Source organism: Terrabacter sp. GCM10028922 (assembly GCF_042666095.1).
Taxonomy (GTDB): Bacteria; Actinomycetota; Actinomycetes; order Actinomycetales; family Dermatophilaceae; genus Terrabacter.
On sequence record NZ_JBHTFG010000023.1, the window covers coordinates 333,285 to 351,270 of the forward strand.

The 17,986-nt window shown below is 72.1% G+C and carries 12 protein-coding genes; 10 read left to right on the forward strand and 2 right to left on the reverse strand.

Features of this window, described 5'->3' with window-relative positions:
* Positions 1-6 precede the first annotated feature (6 nt).
* The 10 genes from ACFQU3_RS18390 (at position 7) to clpB (ending at position 16,697) form a co-directional block, all read left to right on the forward strand.
* A complete protein-coding gene (locus tag ACFQU3_RS18390; protein ID WP_385912407.1) occupies positions 7-1,887 on the forward strand; it encodes a trypsin-like peptidase domain-containing protein in 1,881 nt (626 codons plus the stop codon).
* Positions 1,880-5,161 (forward strand): hypothetical protein, encoded by a 3,282-nt coding sequence (locus ACFQU3_RS18395; RefSeq protein WP_385912409.1) that lies wholly within the window; start codon positions 1,880-1,882, stop codon positions 5,159-5,161. Before ACFQU3_RS18390 ends, ACFQU3_RS18395 begins: the two co-directional genes overlap by 8 nt.
* A 183-nt stretch (positions 5,162-5,344) precedes the next feature.
* Positions 5,345-7,273 (forward strand): molecular chaperone DnaK, encoded by a 1,929-nt coding sequence (dnaK, locus tag ACFQU3_RS18400; protein ID WP_385912411.1) that lies wholly within the window; start codon positions 5,345-5,347, stop codon positions 7,271-7,273.
* A complete protein-coding gene (locus ACFQU3_RS18405; RefSeq protein ID WP_385912413.1) occupies positions 7,270-7,962 on the forward strand; it encodes a nucleotide exchange factor GrpE in 693 nt (230 codons plus the stop codon). Before dnaK ends, ACFQU3_RS18405 begins: the two co-directional genes overlap by 4 nt.
* 77 nt (positions 7,963-8,039) lie before the next feature.
* A complete protein-coding gene (locus tag ACFQU3_RS18410; protein ID WP_385912415.1) occupies positions 8,040-9,062 on the forward strand; it encodes a DnaJ C-terminal domain-containing protein in 1,023 nt (340 codons plus the stop codon).
* 19 nt (positions 9,063-9,081) lie between these two features.
* The gene (locus ACFQU3_RS18415; RefSeq protein WP_385912417.1) at positions 9,082-9,534 is read left to right on the forward strand and encodes a heat shock protein transcriptional repressor HspR; all 453 of its coding nucleotides are present in this window, start codon (positions 9,082-9,084) and stop codon (positions 9,532-9,534) included.
* 117 nt (positions 9,535-9,651) lie between these two features.
* Positions 9,652-12,777 (forward strand): ATP-binding protein, encoded by a 3,126-nt coding sequence (locus ACFQU3_RS18420; protein ID WP_385912419.1) that lies wholly within the window; start codon positions 9,652-9,654, stop codon positions 12,775-12,777.
* A gap of 177 nt (positions 12,778-12,954) precedes the next feature.
* Positions 12,955-13,653, forward strand: coding sequence for an ANTAR domain-containing protein (locus tag ACFQU3_RS18425; RefSeq protein WP_385912421.1), 699 nt, complete (start codon positions 12,955-12,957; stop codon positions 13,651-13,653).
* Positions 13,654-13,722: 69 nt separating this feature from the next.
* Positions 13,723-13,980 carry a ribonuclease E inhibitor RraB gene (locus ACFQU3_RS18430; protein ID WP_385912423.1) on the forward strand — a complete coding sequence of 86 codons (258 nt, stop codon included), beginning with the start codon at positions 13,723-13,725 and terminating at the stop codon, positions 13,978-13,980.
* 137 nt (positions 13,981-14,117) lie between these two features.
* A complete protein-coding gene (clpB, locus tag ACFQU3_RS18435; protein ID WP_385912425.1) occupies positions 14,118-16,697 on the forward strand; it encodes an ATP-dependent chaperone ClpB in 2,580 nt (859 codons plus the stop codon).
* Here the strand turns inward: clpB and ACFQU3_RS18440 are convergent.
* Together ACFQU3_RS18440 and ACFQU3_RS18445 are read right to left on the reverse strand one after the other, a co-directional pair.
* Complete coding sequence (locus tag ACFQU3_RS18440; protein ID WP_385912427.1) at positions 16,687-17,283, reverse strand: HAD family hydrolase; 597 nt, start codon at positions 17,281-17,283, stop codon at positions 16,687-16,689. The two genes, clpB and ACFQU3_RS18440, sit on opposite strands and share 11 nt — an antisense overlap.
* A complete protein-coding gene (locus ACFQU3_RS18445) occupies positions 17,280-17,885 on the reverse strand; it encodes a hypothetical protein (protein WP_385912429.1) in 606 nt (201 codons plus the stop codon). The genes ACFQU3_RS18440 and ACFQU3_RS18445 overlap by 4 nt, the downstream gene beginning before the upstream one ends.
* Positions 17,886-17,986 lie beyond the last annotated feature (101 nt).

Sequence of the window (17,986 nt, forward strand, 5' to 3'; positions counted from 1 at the left end):
CGCGCCATGACCGACTGGGACGCCCGAGTGCTCGCCCTCGCCGCCTCCGTGGTGCCCGACATCCCCCGGATCCGGGTCGTCCTCGACCAGCTCGGCATCCGCAACGCCGACTACGAGGATCCCGGGGACTACGTGGCGAGCGCCTTCGTCAACGCGGCCGGGCGGAGGAAGGTGCTGGCCTTCCAGGCGGCCCTCGTCAAGGAAGGTCTCGTCGTGGCCGGCCCCGCCGGAGCGGCCGCCGCGATCGAGCAGGGCGTCTTCGACCGGCTCGCCAGCCTGCAGACGTTCTCGTCGGCGGTCTACGCCCCGACGGACGCCCGGGTGGCGGCGCGCCGCATGCTCCTGGCCTGCGACCTCGTCTGCCGCATCGACGTCGACGAGAAGCAGGCCGGCACCGGCGTCCTCGTCGCGCCGACCCTGGTGGCCACGGCCGCCCACGTGGTCCAGGACCTTGTCGACCTGAGTGACCCGACCGCTCCCGTCGCGCGGCCCGACTCCACGAGGCTGCTGACCGTCACGTTCGGCGACGTGGCCGACCTGCTCGACGACGACGAGAAGCCGACCCGCCTTCCCGGCAGACAGGTCTCGCTCAGCACGCGATGGCTCGCCTACTTCAGCCCGCCCGCACCGAACGAGCTCACGGCCGGGACCTTCGTGCTCGACAGCGTCGAGGGCATCGGGGCCGAGGGCCCGTGGGACGTCGCCATCCTGCGACTGGCCGAACGCCAGCCCTTCCACTCGACCGCGCCGCGGAAGCGCCTGCCCCGCAAGCCCTTCCAGGTGCACGTGCTCCACCACCCGAGCGACGGACGAGGTCAGGGGCTGCCGATGCTGTGGTCGATCGGGCGGGTCGACCGCAGGCTCGGCGACCCGCCGCTGCGGCTGCTCCACTCCGCCAACACCAGCGGCGGCTCGTCGGGAGCGCCGGTGTTCGACGCCGAGTTCAGGGTCGTGGGCCTCCACCAGGCGGGTCGTCTGTCGGCGCCGGTGCACGAGGACGAGGCCAACAACAGGGCCGTCCCGGTGGTGCCGTGGGCGCCGAGGCTCGCCGCGCTCGAGCTGCCCGAGGCTGCACCGCCCGTGCCGAGCGTCGAGCTCGTGGACGAGGCCGGTGCAACCGTGACGCGAGTCGTCATCGGGCGCGCCGAGACCCGTGACCGCATCTGGCGCGGAATGGGCCCCGGCACGGCGGCGCAGGACCGGCTGCTGGCCGTTCTCGCGCCGACCCCCGGTCTGGGGCTGCGGTTCACCAAGCACCTCGTGCACGCCCTCGTCACCCCCTTCGGAGGCGCGTACGCGGCCCTCGACGTGGCCAACGCGCAGGGCGACGACGCCGAGACCTTCGCGGCCAAGGTGGCCGGCGCCTTCGCCGCAGACGTGCGCGCGCCCGGCTCCATGGGCCTGACGACCCGCCAGCGCGACACGCGCAACAGGACCGCGCCTGCCCTGGCCGAGACGCTGAACAGGATCGCCGGCCGGTCCGGTGCGTGGCTCGTGCTGGAGGGTTTCGAGAGCAGCGCCTCGCGCCCGTCGGCGGCCGTCGTCGACCTGGTGCGCCAGCTCGTGCTCGAGCTGCCGCACGCCGCCGGCATCCGGCTGGTCCTCGCCGGCTGGCAGGAGTCGCTGCCGTCGGGGTTCGAGGCCTGTGTGGAGTACCTCGTACCTCCGACGGTCGACGACATCGCCCGCACCCTGCTGCCGTGGGGGACCGCCGAGGAGGTCGTCGCGACGCTGCGCCCCCTCGTCGGAGCCGCTCTCGCGGCGTCGCAGGCCGCCAAGCCCGGTGCAGGCCCGTACGAGGTGGCCGAGGACGCGCGTCGGGAACTGGCGCTGACGCTGGGTCCGTTCATCAGCGCCCTGGCTGCTCCGGGGGTGCGGGATGAGTAGCCCGGGCGGCGCCGTGCCGCGGCCGGACGACCCGGCGATCCTCGCGCTCGTCAAGGAGTGGTCGGCTCGCCCACCGACCGAGGTGGCGGCGTTCGCGCACAGCCTGGAACGCGATCCGGCTCGTCCGGAGCCGGGGCCGGACGCGCCCGGCCCCGACCCCCGCTCGCTCGCGCTCGACGAGGTCAGGGCGTTGGCAGCGGTGAGCGGAGCCGTGCGTCCGGGGGACCTCGTCCGAGGCGAACCGGACCCCGCGCGTCGTAGCCAGCTGCTCGGGGCGCTCGCCGCGGAGTTCGACCGCGCCGTCGTCGACGGGCGGATGACATGGACGATGCGCAGCATGCCACGCAGCCAGGTTCTGGGGCGGCTGCGCGCCGGCCCGTCCGGGTTGACAGCGGCCGTCTCCCGAGCGGCCGGCGTCGCGACGGACGCCGCCGGAGAAGTGCTCCGACGCCTGATCCCCGGTGTCGTCGGCGGCCTCGCCGGGGGGCTGGCCGGCCCGCTCCCGCCGGGTGTCGGCCGGGTCCCGGCCGACGTCGTGGCGGGCGCGTCCAGCGCCGAGGTGGCGCAGGCCCTGCTCTGGGTCTCGGACCTCGCCGACGTGCGGGCGGGCATCGCGTGGGCGACGTGCCGAGCGCACGTCGAGTCGATCCGTGACAGCTACGTCGGCCTCCTCGCCCACGGCCTGGTCGGGCGCGAGGAGCAGCGACGCGAGGTGGAGGACTTCCTCATGGCGCCACCCGTCGCGGGCTGGCCGCCAGTCCCCGTGCTGACGTTGAGCGGCATCGGCGGTGCCGGCAAGTCGACGCTGCTCGCCGGCGTGTGCGCGCCGCGGCTCGATGCGCTGCTCTCCGGCCTGCCGGCGCCCGCCCTGGTCGTCATCGACCTCGACCGCGTCGCGTTCCGGCCCCATGCGGAGGTCGAGCTCGGCTACGAGGTGACCCGGCAGCTGGAGCTCGCCTGGCCCGAGCTCGCCCAGGGGCTGGCAGAGGCCCGAGCCGCCGAGACGCAGGCACGGATCGAGCGCCGGGAGCTGGCCTCAGGCGCGAGTCCCGACCCGGAGACGTCCCAGCGCAGCTACTCCGCCTTCGAAGGTCGGGTCCATCCCCTCGTCTCGGCCTCGGTCCATGCCTTCGAGCCGGTGACCCTCGTGCTCGACACCTTCGAGGAGTGGCAGCGAGCCCGCCCGTTCAGCGGTCCGCGCACGAGCTGGAACGACCCGGAACCCGTCATGGCGGACTGGCTGTTCCGGCTGCGCGACGGCATGGGCCTGTCCGGGCTCCGCGTCATCGTCTCGGGCCGGGCCCGGTTCGCCGCCCTGCCGGGCCACGAGGTGGAGCTGGGCGAGCTCGGCCAGGATGCGGCCACCGAGCTGCTCCGGCGCCTCGGTGTGGCGGATGACGACGCGCCCCGCCTCGCGGGGCTCGTCGGCGGCAACCCACTGAGCCTGCACGTTGCGGCGCGGTTCGTCGGGCGGCTGGCCGCACCGGACCGCGATGCGTTCCTCAGCAGCGACGGCATCGACCCCGCCCTCGACGAGGAGCTGCGCCGGGCCGTGCTCTACGACCGCTTCCTCGAGCACATCGGCGACGACCGGGTGCAGCAGCTCGCGCACCCAGGTCTGGCGCTGCGCCGGGTCACCCCCCAGCTCGTACGCGACGTGCTGGCCGTACCGTGCGGCTTCACCGACCTCGACGAGGAGGAGGCAGAGCGGCTCGTCGACCGCCTCGCCGACGAGGTGTGGCTGGTGAGGCGGGCCGAGGACGGCAGCCTGCACCACCAGCCCGAGGTCCGCCGGGCGATGCTGTCCCTGATGTCGGGTGACCCCGTCCTGCGGGAGCGGGTGCGCGAGATCCACGAGCGTGCGGCTCGGTGGTACAACCCGGTGCCGGACCTCATGGAGGACGCGACGCCCGAGGTGATCGAGGCGTTCTACCACCGGATGATGCTCGCCACGGGAGAGCCGCCGGTGTTCGAGGGCGAATGGGAGAGTGCACACGGCCGCGTGCTCGCCGAGCGCAACCACCACGCACGACTGGCTCGTGAGCTGGGTGAGAGCGTGTCCGAGATGGCGCCGCAGGTCGAGGCCCAGCTGCGTCTGCTCCGTGGCGACCGGCTCACCCCTGAGCACGCGCGGCTGCTTCCCGCGCACCTGTGGTCGGGCTACGTCGCGACACAGGGGGCTGCGCTGCTCGAGGTGGGGGAGGCCGACGACGCCGTCGACCTCTTCCGGACGCGCGAGTGGGGCCGCTCCTCGTCAGTGCCGCAGTGGCTGCCCCAGGCGTACTCCGACTCCGCGCAGTGGGCGGCGTACGTCGCGGAGGTGAGTGCCCAACCGACCACGAGCGAGGACCCGTCAGACCGTTACGACGTGCTGTGCCGCTTCCTCTCGGGCGACGTCGACGCCCGCGCGGGTCTTCTCGCGATTCGGTCGGCGGATGGCTCGGACCGCGAGCAGACCTTCGTCGGCACCTTCGTGGCGGCCCTGGCTCGCGCTGCCGAGGGCATCGCCCTCGACGGGCTCGAGCAGCCGCTCTACGACGCCAAGTCGCTCACCACCCGCGCGCTCTACCCGGTCGACCAGCTCCGCCAGTACGTCCTCCACCGCCTGACGGGGGTGCCACTGGGGAGGCGGGAGGGCGACGCAGTGGTCGTCGGCGACGTGGCCGGGCTGTTCGTGCCGGACCCTGACGTCATGCTCGCGTTCGGCGCGGTGCTCGGCGACGCCGAGCGCGACCTGCTCGAGATCTCCGCCGACCTGCGCTCCCTCGCTGACCGAGCGCGCCTGGCTCGAGGCGGCAGCACGCGCGGCCCCCGAACGCACGACGTGCTCGGTGAACGGGCCACCGAGGTCAGCAAGCGGCTGCGGGGCAAGCTGCGCCTCACGGGCGGTCCGCTGGGCCCGGCGGCCCGGCTGGCCCTGCGCGGGGACAACCCGGAGCTGCGGCCCGCCGTGCGCCACGAGCTCGTGGCCGCAGCCCCGGACGACACGTGGCTCAAGCACCTGGGCGAGCTGGCGACGAGCCTGCTCCCCGTCCCCGCGCTCGACCTGCGCCCGGACGCGATGCCACTGCTCTCCGAGCCGACCGCCCGGACGGCCGTCGTCACCCTGGTGGAGTACGTCGACAGGTCACGGGTCACCCGCGCGTTCCTGCACGCCGCGCAGCAGGCGCACCCCCGACCGACCGAGCTCGACCGGATCGTGCGCGCCTTCGACAGGTGGGACGACACGCACGCCCTGCTCCTCGAGGAGCTCGGCCGGTTCACCAGCCGCTGATCTCCATCTCCCCGGGTGATCTGGGAACAATCCTCGCGCCCACGAAGTTGAGTGTGGTGAACGCAAGATTTGCGAGTCCGGTTTTGACAATCACGGCCGATCCGGAGCAGATTGAGCGAGGACCTGTTCACCAGACCACCAAGCAAGACCACGATCTTCACCCAGATCTTCAAGGAGTCACCCATGGCACGTGCGGTCGGAATTGACCTCGGTACCACCAACTCGGCCGTCTCCGTCCTCGAGGGCGGCGAGCCGAGCATCATCGCGAACGCTGAGGGCGGGCGGACGACGCCGTCCGTCGTCGCGTTCTCCAAGAACGGCGAGGTGCTCGTCGGCGAGGTCGCCAAGCGCCAGGCCGTCACCAACGTCGATCGGACGATCCGCTCGGTCAAGCGCCACATGGGCACCGACTGGAAGACGCCCGAGATCGACGGCAAGACCTACACGGCGCAGGAGATCAGCGCCCGCATCCTGCAGAAGCTGAAGCGCGACGCCGAGGCCTACCTCGGTGAGACCGTCACCGACGCCGTCATCACCGTCCCCGCCTACTTCGAGGACCACCAGCGCCAGGCCACGAAGGAGGCCGGTGAGATCGCGGGCCTCAACGTCCTGCGCATCGTCAACGAGCCCACCGCGGCCGCCCTCGCCTACGGCCTCGACAAGGGCAAGGAGGACGAGCTCATCCTCGTCTTCGACCTCGGTGGCGGCACCTTCGACGTGTCCCTCCTCGAGGTCGGCAAGGACGCCGAGGACGGCTTCGCCACGATCCAGGTCCGGGCGACCAACGGTGACAACCACCTCGGTGGTGACGACTGGGACGAGGTCATCGTCCAGCACCTCATCACGCAGGTGAAGAACAAGACGGGCCAGGACCTGTCCAAGGACAAGATCGCGATGCAGCGCCTCCGTGACGAGGCCGAGCGCGCCAAGAAGGAGCTGTCCACCGCGACGAGCACCAACATCTCGGCGCAGTACATCTCGATGACCCCCGACGGCCCGATCCACCTCGACGAGACGCTGTCGCGCGCCCAGTTCGAGCAGATGACGAAGTCGCTGCTGGACCGGACGAAGGCGCCGTTCCACAAGGTCATCGAGGACGCCGGCATCAAGGTGAGCGAGATCGACCACGTCGTGCTCGTGGGCGGCTCGACGCGTATGCCCGCCGTGGCCAACCTCGTCAAGGAGCTGGCCGGCAAGGAGCCCAACAAGGGCGTCAACCCGGACGAGGTCGTCGCCGTCGGCGCGTCCCTCCAGGCCGGTGTCCTCAAGGGCGAGCGCAAGGACGTCCTGCTCATCGACGTCACGCCCCTCTCGCTCGGCATCGAGACCAAGGGTGGCCTGTTCACCAAGCTCATCGACCGCAACACCGCGATCCCGACGAAGCGCTCGGAGATCTTCAGCACCGCCGACGACAACCAGCCGTCGGTCCTCATCCAGGTATTCCAGGGTGAGCGCGACATCGCCCAGCACAACAAGTCGCTCGGCACCTTCGAGCTGACCGGCATCGCGCCGGCCCCGCGCGGCGTGCCGAAGATCGAGGTCACCTTCGACATCGACGCCAACGGCATCGTCAACGTCTCCGCCAAGGACCAGGGCACCGGCAAGGAGCAGAAGATGACGATCACCGGCGGCTCGGCCCTCTCCAAGGAGGAGATCGACCGCATGGTCAAGGACGCCGAGGCGCACGCCGACGAGGACCGCAAGCGTCGCGAGGAGGCCGAGGTCAAGAACCAGGCCGAGCAGCTCGTCTTCTCCACCGAGACGTTCCTCAAGGAGTCGGGCGACAAGGTCCCCGCCGACGTGAAGACGCCGGTCGAGGAGTCGCTCGCCGACCTCAAGGCCGCGATCGCCGAGGGCTCCGAGGCCGGCGCCGACGACATCAAGGCCAAGGTGGAGGACCTCAACACGAAGTCCCAGGCCATGGGCCAGGCCGTCTACGCGTCCGAGCAGGCCAACGCCAACGCGGCGGGTTCCGCTGGAGCGCAGGACGGTTCGCCCCACGCCGGTGAGTCGGCCGGCACGTCGGGCACGTCCAGCGCGTCCGGTGCGGCCGACGACGACGTCGTCGACGCCGAGGTCGTCGACGACGACGAGGTCAAGGACGCCAAGTGACCGACTCCCCGAACAACGTCGCGTCCGGCGAGCAGCCCGACGTGACCGCCACGGGTGCGCCGGGGGCCGGCAGCGGCGACGCCGCCGGCGCCCCGCCGCGGGGCGACGAGCCCCGCGGCGCGCAGCACCACTCGTTCTACGAGGGCGGTCCGGGCGCGTCGTCGGAGCCGGGTGGCGAGGACGAGTTCGACCACCCGTCCAAGGGCTCAGAGGGCGACCAGCCCAAGGGCGACGAGTCCGAGGGTGCCGCCCTCGCGGAGGAGGACACCATGGCCGCGTCGTTGCTCGCCGACCTCCAGCGCCTGCAGGCGGAGTACGTCAACTACAAGAAGCGCGTCGACCGCGACCGCGACGTCATCCGCACGACGGCCGTCGGCAGCGTCGTCGAGTCGCTGCTGCCGGTCCTCGACGACATCCACATGGCGCGCCAGGCGGGAGACCTCTCCGAGGGCCCGTTCGCCGCGATCGCCGACAAGATCGAGTCGATCCTCGGCAGGTACGGCGTCGAGCGGCTCGGGGAGGCCGGCCAGGAGTTCGACCCCAATGTGCACGAGGCTCTCATGCACATCGAGGCCGACCTGCCCGAGGGCGCGTCTGCCACGACCGTCGTCCAGGTGCTCCAGCCGGGCTACCGCATCGGTGACCGACTGGTCCGCGCCGCACGGGTCTCGGTTGCCGACCCCGCCTGACACGTCCGTCGCCGGGCTGCACCCGCAGCCCGGCGGCATACCCGATGATGGGACCACAGTGACGAAGGAGGTGCGCCATGGCTAGTCAGGACTGGTTCGAGAAGGACTTCTACGCGATCCTCGGCGTGCCCCAGGACGCCGACGCCGCGACGATCAAGAAGACGTACCGCAGGCTCGCCCGCACGATGCACCCCGACCACAACGTCGGCGACACCGCAGCGGAGGACCGCTTCAAGGAGATCGGCGAGGCGTATGCCGTCCTGTCCGACCCCGAGCAGCGCCGCGAGTACGACGCGATCCGCGCGATGTCCCACGGTGGTGCCCGCTTCACGGCGGGTGGCCCCGGGGGCGCCGGCGCGGGGTTCGAGGACATCTTCTCCGCCTTCGGCGGTGCGGGCGGTCCGGGCGGGCAGCGCGTCCGCTTCGGCACCGGTGGCGCCCCGCCGAACCTCGACGACATCCTCGGGCAGATGTTCGGCGGTGCCGGCCCCGGTGCCGGCCCGGGTGCGGCCGGCGGCTTCGGCGGCTATGGCGCCCCGGCGGGCCCGCGACCCGGCGCCGACGTCCAGGCGAGCACGAGCATCGGTTTCCGCGACGCCGTCGAGGGGTCGACCGTCACGCTGAGCTCGCCCGACCTGGGGCGCATCAACGTCCGCATCCCCGCCGGTGTCAAGGACGGCCAGCGCATCCGCCTGCGCGGCAAGGGCCGCCGAGGCGACCCGGGCGCGCCGGCCGGTGACCTCATCCTCACCGTCTCGGTCGACAAGCACCCGGTCTTCGGGCGCGAGGGCGACAACCTGACGCTCGACCTGCCGGTCACGTTCGCGGAGGCCGCGCTCGGTGCGACCGTCGCGGTGCCCACTCTCGACGGCGGTTCGGTCAAGGTGAAGGTCGCCCCCGGGACGCCGAGCGGGCGAGTCCTGCGGCTCAAGGGCAGGGGCGTGAAGCGCGGTGACCACACGGGCGACCTACTCGCCAAGGTGCAGGTCGTCGTACCGCAGCGCCTGACCGACGAGGCCCGCGAGGCCGTCGAGCGCATGGCCGCCGCCGAGGACGGCCACGACCCGCGTGCCGAGCTCTTCGAGCGCGCTCGCTCCTGACGAGAGGACGGTGACGACGATGGCACGCAGGAGCCCCCGCCCAGGAGGTCACGACGACGACGCCCCGGTCTTCGTCATCTCCGTCGCTGCCGAGCTGGCCGGCATGCACGCGCAGACGCTGCGTCAGTACGACCGGCTCGGCCTCGTGTCGCCGTCACGCACACGCGGAGGGGGCCGGCGCTACAGCACCCGCGACGTCGCGCTGCTCCGCGAGGTGCAGCGACTCTCCCAGGAGGGGGTCTCGCTCGTCGGCATCCAGCGCATCCTCGACCTCGAGAACCACGTGACGGCGCTCCAGGCCCGGGTCGAGGAGCTGTCCGCCGAGCTCTCCGCGGCGCAGGCGGCGCTGTCGGCAGGAGCGCGGGTCTTCGCGGTCGGTCCGCGGGGCGAGGTCGTCGCCGTGCGACCCGGGCAGCGACCGCCACGGTCACCCTCCTCGCAGGCGCTCGTGGTCTGGCGCCCGGAGCGCTAGCGTGCTCGCCCCGACAGCGCTGGGTCCTGTGCAAGACTGTGCCAGCCTCGAGCCAATGGGGCTTGTCGCAGTACGTCGCAGCGGAGGTCCACCGTTGTCCCCAGTCCGAGCGGTCGTGTGACTCCGCACCACCCCGAGAGTGACCTCTCGCGCGCCATCCCGACGGACTCGGCTCTCGCCGGCACGTCGCCCAGGAGCGAGATGCAGGAGCTCTTCGGCAGCACCGACTGGTCCGCGACGTCGCTCGGGCCGGTCGACACGTGGCCTGCCACGTTGAGCACAGTCGTCGACGTGTGCCTCGCCTCGCGTTTCCCCATGCTCGTGTGCTGGGGGAGCGAGCTGGCCATGATCTACAACGACGGCTACCGCGCGATGCTCGGCGCCAACAAGCACCCGGGCGCCTGGGGCAAGCCGGTGCAGGAGGTCTGGCCCGAGGTCTGGGACGTCATCGGACCGATGTTCGACTGCGTGCTGGCCGGCGGTCCCGCGACGTGGGTCGAGGACGAGCTGCTCGTCGTCGACCGGAACGGCTTCCTCGAGGAGGCCTACTTCACGTGGACCTACGGCGCGATCCGCGACGCGGACGGCGTCGTGCGCGGCGTGCTCAACGTGGCGACCGAGACGACGGCCAAGGTGCTCGCCGACCGGCGTGCCAGGGCCTCGGCAGAGCTCGTCGACACCCTCGCCGACGCCGACAGCCCCGCAGACGTGCGACGCCGCACCCTCGACGTGCTCCGCGCCCACACCGAGGACCACCTGGACGCCGACCTCGTGTGGGCGGGCCCGGGCAGTGCGCCCGTCGAGGGAGACGGCGTCCACGTGGTGCCGGTCCGCGGGCCGAGACGCGGCGAGCCGAGCGCCCACCTCGTGCTGACCGAGAACCCGCGCCGCCCGTGGGACACCGCGCTCCAGGTGTATGCCGAGCTGTGCGCCTCGCACGTCGCCTCGGTCCTCAGCGGGCTGCGCCACCTGCGCAACGAACGGCACCGGGTGAGGTCGCTCGCCGAGCTCGACGTCGCGAAGGCCGACTTCTTCGCCAACGTCAGCCATGAGCTGCGCACGCCGCTGACGCTCATCGCCGGTCCGGTGCACGACGCCCTGCTCGACCCGGCCCTCGACGCCGAGCAGCGTCAGCGTTTCGAGCTCATCGGCCGCAACACCGAGCGGCTCTCCAGCCTCGTCGACCGCATCCTCGACCTCACCCGCGCCGAGGCCGGCGCGATCGAGGCGCACCGCGTGCGGGCCGACGTCGAAGAGCTGACGAGCGGGGTCGCCGCGAACTTCCGTCCGGCCATCGAGCGGATGGGCCTCGTCTTCGAGGTCGAGTGCGACGAGATCGACCGCGAGGCCTACGTCGACGTGGACATGTTCGAGCGGATCGTGCTCAACCTCCTGTCGAACGCGCTCAAGTTCACGCCGCGCGGCCGCATCACGCTGCGACTCGCGACAGACGCGGAGGGCTATGCGGTGTCGGTCACCGACACCGGCATCGGCATCGCCGAACCTGACCTCGACCGCGTCTTCGACCGCTTCCGCCAGCTCGACCGCCGTGACGAGCGACGGTCGCGTGAGGGCGCCGGCATCGGGCTCGCGCTCGTCAAGCAGCTCGTCGACCTGCTCGACGGCACCATCACGGTGACCTCGAAGGAGGGAAGCGGCAGCACGTTCACGGTCCGACTGCCGTGGGGGTCGCCCAGCGACGTCACGACGCAGCGCCCGTCGATCACGCCGCGGCCCGTCGAGTCGTTCCTCAGCGAGGCGCGCACGTGGGTCGTGCCCGACGAGTCGGAGGCCGGCGCCGACGAGCCGGCTCCCACCTCGACGCCGGCAGCCGATGCGGGGGTCGACACGACGGGCTCCGTGCGCCCCACACTGCTCGTCGTCGAGGACAACCACGACATGCGCGACTACGTCGCGAGGCACCTCGTCGTCGACTACGACGTCGCTTCCGTCCGGGACGGCGTCGAGGCGCTCGAGTGGATGCGCTCGCACCGCCCGTCGATCGTGCTGGCCGACGTCATGATGCCGCGCATGGACGGCCTCACCCTCGTCCGCGAGATTCGCAGCGACCCCGACCTGCGCGACCTGCCCGTCGTGCTGCTGTCGGCTCGGGCCGGGGTCGAGGCGAGCACGACGGGCCTCGTCGAGGGGGCCGACGACTATGTCGTCAAGCCGTTCGAGCCCGACGAGCTGCGGGCTCGCCTCGCCGCCAACCTGGTCCGGGCGCAGGCCCGCTCGCGCGACGCGTCGTGGCTGCGGGCGATCGTCGGCGCGATCCAGGAGCCGTTCGTCATCAGCGACGCGGAGGGGCGCGTCGTCGAGATGAACGCCGCCTTCACGAGGACGTTCGGCTGGTCCCTCGACAGCGGGCCGTACGTGCCGCCGTACCCGTGGTGGGTCCCGGCCGAGCAGTACCCCGAGGAGCATCGGGCCCACGAGGAGCGCCTCGAGCTGCAGCGTGCCGGCCAACCGGTCGTCGAGGGTCGCTACCGCATCCTGCGCCGGGGCGGTGGCGAGGCATGGGTGCACGCCCGGGCCGCCAGCGTCCGCGGCACGCCCGAGCACCCGGGTTTCGTCATCGTCGTCTTCACGGACGAGACGCGAGAGCGCGAGTCGCGGATGCGCCGCGAGCTCGCTGCCCGGTTGGCGGTCGACCTCGCGGCCGCCGACGAGCTCGACCAGGCCCTCGCGACGGCCGTCACGGGCTTCACGGTGCTCTTCGACGGTGAGGTCACGCTGCGCGTGACGCCGGAGAAGGGTGACGCCGTGCTCCTCTCACCCCGTGGTCACGTGGCGCTGTCGGATCTCGACGTCTCGGTCCGCCGTGGCCTCGAGTCGACTCCGTACACCCACGACGCGCTCGTGGGGCAGAAGCGTGAGGGCCTGCTGCTCCTGCCCAGCGCCCAGCAGTCGGACTGCCGCGCGTGGGTCCAGTTCGACGAACCGCGCCTCGTCTCGAGCGACGAGCTCGTCGTCGGTGACCTGCTCGCCCAGACGCTGGGCCAGGCCGTCGACCGCGTCGTCGCCCAACGCGCCCACTCCGAGAAGGAGCAGCAGCTCGAGCAGGCCATCGAGAGCCACCGCCTGATCGGCCACGCCGTCGGAGTCCTCATCGAGCGGCACCGGGTCACGGCGAAGCAGGGCTTCGAGATGCTGCGGCAGGCCTCGCTCAACCGCAACATCAAGCTTCGCGAGATCGCTGCCAGGGTCGTCGAGACCGGCCAGGACCCCGACGACGCCTGAGCCGCAGGCGTGACGACCGACCGCCGGGCGAGCAGTCTCCCGGCGGTCGTCGCGTCCCGGTCCGCGAGATGCGGTCCAGCTCGCTCGTGTCGCGTTTTGTCCGAGCCCGCGAGGTGATGCAAGACTGTGCTGCCTCCAAGTTCGCGGGCCTTCCAACGCATACCCCTGGAGGCCCACGTGAGCGTCCCGCCCCCGTCGCGCCCTGCGACCGACGCCGCCGAGCGGATCGTCGCCGCGGCTCGGCAGATGGTGCGGTCGGAGGACCTCGAGGAGGTGCTCTCGGTTGCCGCCGCGGCCCTCGGGGACGCGCTCGGCGGTGAGGCCGTGCTTCGCGTGACGACGATCCAGCACGACCTCCATGCGAACGCGTCCGGCATCGTCCCGCCGTCCGCGCTGGCGCCGGCGGCCCGCGCAGCCCTGGCGCTCGAGGAGCTGGACGGCAGTCACGGCGCTGACGGCGCTGATGGGGCTGGCGCGGCCGGTGACGGCCGTGGCCACGGTAGCGGCGACGGTCTGCTCATCGGCTCGCGCGGAGAGCACGCGCACTGCCAGGTCTGGATCGAGGGCCGCCACCTCTCGGGGGACGGCGCCGTGGAGCGCACGCTCGGCGAGCTGCTGCTCCATTCGCTGGCCCAGTCGGTCGACCGCATCGTCATGGTCGACCGGTTCCGCCAGAACGAGGCCAACCTCGAGCGTGCGGTCGAGAGCCATCGCCTCGTCGGGCAGGCCATGGGGATCCTCATCGAGCGCCACCGGATGACCTCCGAGGAGGCGTTCGGGGCGCTCCGGCGGGCGTCGCAGGACCACAACGTGAAGCTGCGCGAGATCGCCCGGCGCGTCGTCGAGACCGGTTCCGAGCCGGACGATGCCGTCTGACGTGCAGGTCGGCGGCCTGACTGGCGCCGCGAGGCGCCAGGGCGTCGTCGGCCCACCTACGCTGGGATCGTGAGCCCCGGGCCTGTCGTCGAGCACCTGATCGTCCTGCCGGACCGCGACGACGCCGAGCAGCTCGCCGACGCGCTCGAGGCCGAAGGGCTGACGGAGGTGCGGGTCGTGCGCGAGGCGCTGGCCGGTGAGGACGACTCGGACGACCACGAGTGGGCCGTCTACGTGCGCACCCCCGACGACCCGGCCTACGCCGCTCGGTTCATGCAGCTCGCGGCGGCGCACGACGGCTGGTACGACCCCGACCCGCACGACTGAGGACGCCCGGGAGAGCGCAGGCAGCTCTGTCCGGCCTGACCGTCGGGCACGCCTGCTCGGTACGTGAAGTTGAGTGGAATACACTCAACTTCACGAGGGTTGTCACCACTGACCGAGTCCCCGCACCAGGAGAACGCATGGACCTACAGCTGACCAACAAGGCTCAGGAGGCCTTCGCCCAGGCCGCGACGACGGCCACGGGCAAGCACCACCCGAACATCGAGCCGGCTCACCTGCTGCTGGCGTTGGCAGCCCAGAGCGGCACCACGACCCCGGCGCTGCTCACGGCCGGCGGGTCGAGCGTCGAGGCCGCGACGACCGCGGCAGAGCGAGCCATGGCCGCCATGCCGCAGGTGACCGGAGGCGCGCAGCAGCCGCAGCTCTCGCCCCAGGGCCTGCGCGTCGTCCAGCAGGCCCAGCAGTACATGACGGCCATGGGCGACTCCTTCGTCTCCACCGACCACCTGCTGCTCGCACTGGCCCGCACCGGGCAGTTCGGCCTGGACGCCGACGCCGTCGAGAAGGCCATCCCCGAGCTGCGCGGCGGGCGCGCCGTCACGTCCGACAACCCCGAGGGCACGTTCGAGGCGCTCGCGAAGTACGGCACCGACCTCACGGCCCGCGCCCGCGATGGCAAGCTCGACCCCGTCATCGGCCGCGACGCCGAGATCCGCCGCGTCGTGCAGGTGCTGAGCCGCCGCACGAAGAACAACCCCGTCCTCATCGGTGAGCCCGGTGTCGGCAAGACCGCCGTCGTCGAGGGCCTCGCCCAGCGCATCGTCGAGGGAGACGTGCCCGAGAGCCTGCGCGACAAGACCCTCTACAACCTCGACCTCTCGGCCATGGTCGCCGGCGCCAAGTACCGCGGCGAGTTCGAGGAGCGCCTCAAGGCCGTGCTCGAGGAGATCAGGCAGAGCGACGGGCACATCGTCACCTTCATCGACGAGATCCACACCGTCGTCGGTGCGGGCGCGGGCGGCGAGAGCGCGATGGACGCGGGCAACATGCTCAAGCCCATGCTCGCCCGCGGCGAGCTTCGCCTCGTCGGGGCGACGACGCTCGACGAGTACCGCCAGCACATCGAGAAGGACGCCGCACTGGAGCGGCGCTTCCAGCAGGTCTTCGTCGGGGAGCCGTCGGTCGAGGACACCATCGCGATCCTCCGCGGGCTCAAGGAGCGCTACGAGGGCCACCACAAGGTGACGATCGCCGACTCGGCCCTCGTCGCCGCCGCCTCGCTGTCCGACCGCTACATCAGCGGCCGCCAGCTGCCCGACAAGGCCATCGACCTCATCGACGAGGCGGCCTCGCGCCTGCGCATGGAGATCGACTCGAGCCCCGTCGAGATCGACGAGCTCCGTCGTGCCGTCGACCGTCTCAAGATGGAGGAGTTCGCGCTCGAGCAGGAGACCGACGACGCGTCGCGCGAGCGGCTCGAGCGACTGCGCAAGGACCTTGCCGACCGCACCGAGGAGCTCGCCGCGCTCAACGCCCGGTGGGAGGCCGAGAAGTCCGGCCTGAACGCCGTCGGTGACCTCAAGGCCCGCATCGACGACCTGCGCACGCAGGCCGACCGGCTCCAGCGCGAGGGTGACCTCGGCGCCGCCTCGAAGATCCTCTACGGCGACCTCCCGACGCTGGAGAAGGAGCTCGCGTCGGCACAGGAGCGCGAGGCCGCGGCCACGGCCAGCGACGAGCCACCGATGGTCAAGGAGGAGGTCGGTGCCGACGACATCGCCGACGTCATCTCCGCCTGGACCGGCATCCCGGCGGGCCGCCTCCTCGAGGGCGAGTCCGAGAAGCTGCTCCACATGGAGCAGCACATCGGCGCGCGCCTCATCGGCCAGACGGACGCCGTCCGGGCCGTGTCGGATGCCGTCCGGCGCACGCGCGCAGGCGTCTCCGACCCCGACCGCCCGACCGGCTCGTTCCTCTTCCTCGGCCCGACAGGCGTCGGGAAGACCGAGCTCGCCAAGAGCCTGGCCGACTTCCTCTTCGACGACGAGCGCGCCATGGTGCGCATCGACATGTCGGAGTACTCCGAACGCCACTCGGTGGCCCGCCTCATCGGTGCCCCGCCGGGCTACGTCGGCTACGAGGAGGGCGGGCAGCTGACCGAGGCGGTCCGACGCCGGCCGTACTCCGTGATCCTGCTCGACGAGGTCGAGAAGGCGCACCCCGAGACGTTCGACATCCTGCTCCAGGTGCTCGACGACGGCCGGCTCACCGACGGTCAGGGCCGCACGGTCGACTTCCGCAACGTCATCCTCGTGCTCACGTCCAACCTCGGGTCGCAGTTCCTGACCGACCCGACGCTGAGCCCCGAGGCGCGGCGCGAGTCGGTCATGGGCGTCGTGCGCTCGACCTTCAAGCCCGAGTTCCTCAACCGGCTCGACGAGGTCGTCGTCTTCGACGGCCTGAGCCGCGACGACCTCGCGCACATCGTCGACCTGCAGGTGCGGGCGTTCGCCACCCGGCTGTCCGACCGGCGGGTCACGCTCGAGGTCACCGACGCGGCGCGGCGGTGGCTCGCCGAGCGCGGGTACGACCCGGCGTACGGCGCCCGTCCGCTGCGGCGCCTCGTCCAGCGGGAGATCGGCGACCGGCTGGCGCGAGGCCTCCTGTCCGGAGAGGTGCGCGACGGCTCCACGGTGACTGTCGGCGTCGGCGACACGGGCGAGGAGCTCACCCTGAGCTCACCTCGGCTCAGCGCCTGAAAACTTCTGCCTCCCAGCCGAACTCACGGGCGGCCGCGACGTTATCGTCGCGGTCGTCCGTGAACCACACGTCCGGTCGCGGAACGGGACGCCCGAGGTCGGCCTCGATCGCCGCGTGGGCGGCGGCATACGCGTCGGGGTCGGGTTTGGCCACCCCGAAGTCGGCGCTGTTGAGCAGCCCGTCGAAGAGACGGGTGATGCCCAGGAGCTCCAGCTCGTGCGGCACCTGGTCGGTGCCGTTGGTGAAGACGTACGTCCGGTGGCCGTCGGAGCGCAGCGTCTCGAGCCGCTCGACGGTCTCGTCGATGACGGAGCCGCGGTGCGCCCGCCACTGCTCCATGTGTTCGCGCACGCGGTCGGGCTCGGGCACGACCTCCTCCAGCGCCGCACAGATCGCGGAGTACCACTCGGCGAAGGACTGCCGACCCGTGATCGTCGGGAGCAGCAGCTCGCTGCGGAACGCCGTGGCCGACACGTGTCCCGCGGGCAGCCCGAGGGCGGCCTCGATGGCCGGGCCGGCGTCGCCCGTGGCGAAGTCGCGGACGACGCCGTCGAGGTCGAAGACGTAGGCGGTGTGGTCCCTCACGCCGTCGAGTCGCGGCCGCGCTCGTCGGCGGGCGGCAGGTGCTCGGCCCGGTCGTCACGGCCGTCGCGGTCGCGGTCAGTTCGATCGTCGAGGTCGGTCCGGTCATCGAGGCCGTCCCGGCGGGACGTGTGCGCCTCGACGGGTCGCTCGACGTCGGCCACCGACCGGCCCTCGCGCTCGCGCCACTCCGCCTCGCGGCGGTCGAGCTCGGCCTCACGGGTGTTGAGCCCCTCGTGGCGAGCGGCGAGCTCGTCCTCGCGACGGCGCAGGTCCTCGTCGCGCAGCCCGGCCTCGTCGAGCCGACGCTCGTGATGGCGGCGGACGTCCTCGGTCTTCTCCTCGAGCTCTGTGACGCGAGCCTCGCTCTTCTCCTCGCGGCGCTGACGCACCCGACGGCGGGCCGCGGCCGAGAGCAGGGCCCAGCCCAGCGCGAACAGGAGCACGGTGATGGCGCCGTAGAGCATCAGCTCCACCGGGGTCGCGTTGCGGGTGAAGCCGAACGCGGTCACAGCGACCGTCCCGGCCTGGCCGCGGGTCGCGAGGTAGGCGACGACGCCGGCACCGGCGCCGAGCAGCAGCAGGATGACTCCGAGCAGGGCCATGGGTTGGTGCTCCTTCGTCAGGTGGCAGGGGTGTCCCGCCAACGTCCCTGACCCTAGCCATACCCACAATCGCCCGGCGCCCCGAAGCGGCGCCCGGAAGC

Excerpts from the sequence above, each read along its gene's own strand:
- ACFQU3_RS18390 (WP_385912407.1), top strand. The coding sequence starts at position 7 with ATGACCGACTGGGACGCCCGAGTGCTCGCCCTCGCCGCCTCCGTGGTG.
- ACFQU3_RS18395 (WP_385912409.1), top strand. The coding sequence starts at position 1,880 with ATGAGTAGCCCGGGCGGCGCCGTGCCGCGGCCGGACGACCCGGCGATC.
- dnaK (WP_385912411.1), top strand. The coding sequence starts at position 5,345 with ATGGCACGTGCGGTCGGAATTGACCTCGGTACCACCAACTCGGCCGTC.
- ACFQU3_RS18410 (WP_385912415.1), top strand. The coding sequence starts at position 8,040 with ATGGCTAGTCAGGACTGGTTCGAGAAGGACTTCTACGCGATCCTCGGC.
- ACFQU3_RS18415 (WP_385912417.1), top strand. The coding sequence starts at position 9,082 with ATGGCACGCAGGAGCCCCCGCCCAGGAGGTCACGACGACGACGCCCCG.
- clpB (WP_385912425.1), top strand. The coding sequence starts at position 14,118 with ATGGACCTACAGCTGACCAACAAGGCTCAGGAGGCCTTCGCCCAGGCC.
- ACFQU3_RS18445 (WP_385912429.1), bottom strand. The coding sequence starts at position 17,885 with ATGGCCCTGCTCGGAGTCATCCTGCTGCTGCTCGGCGCCGGTGCCGGC.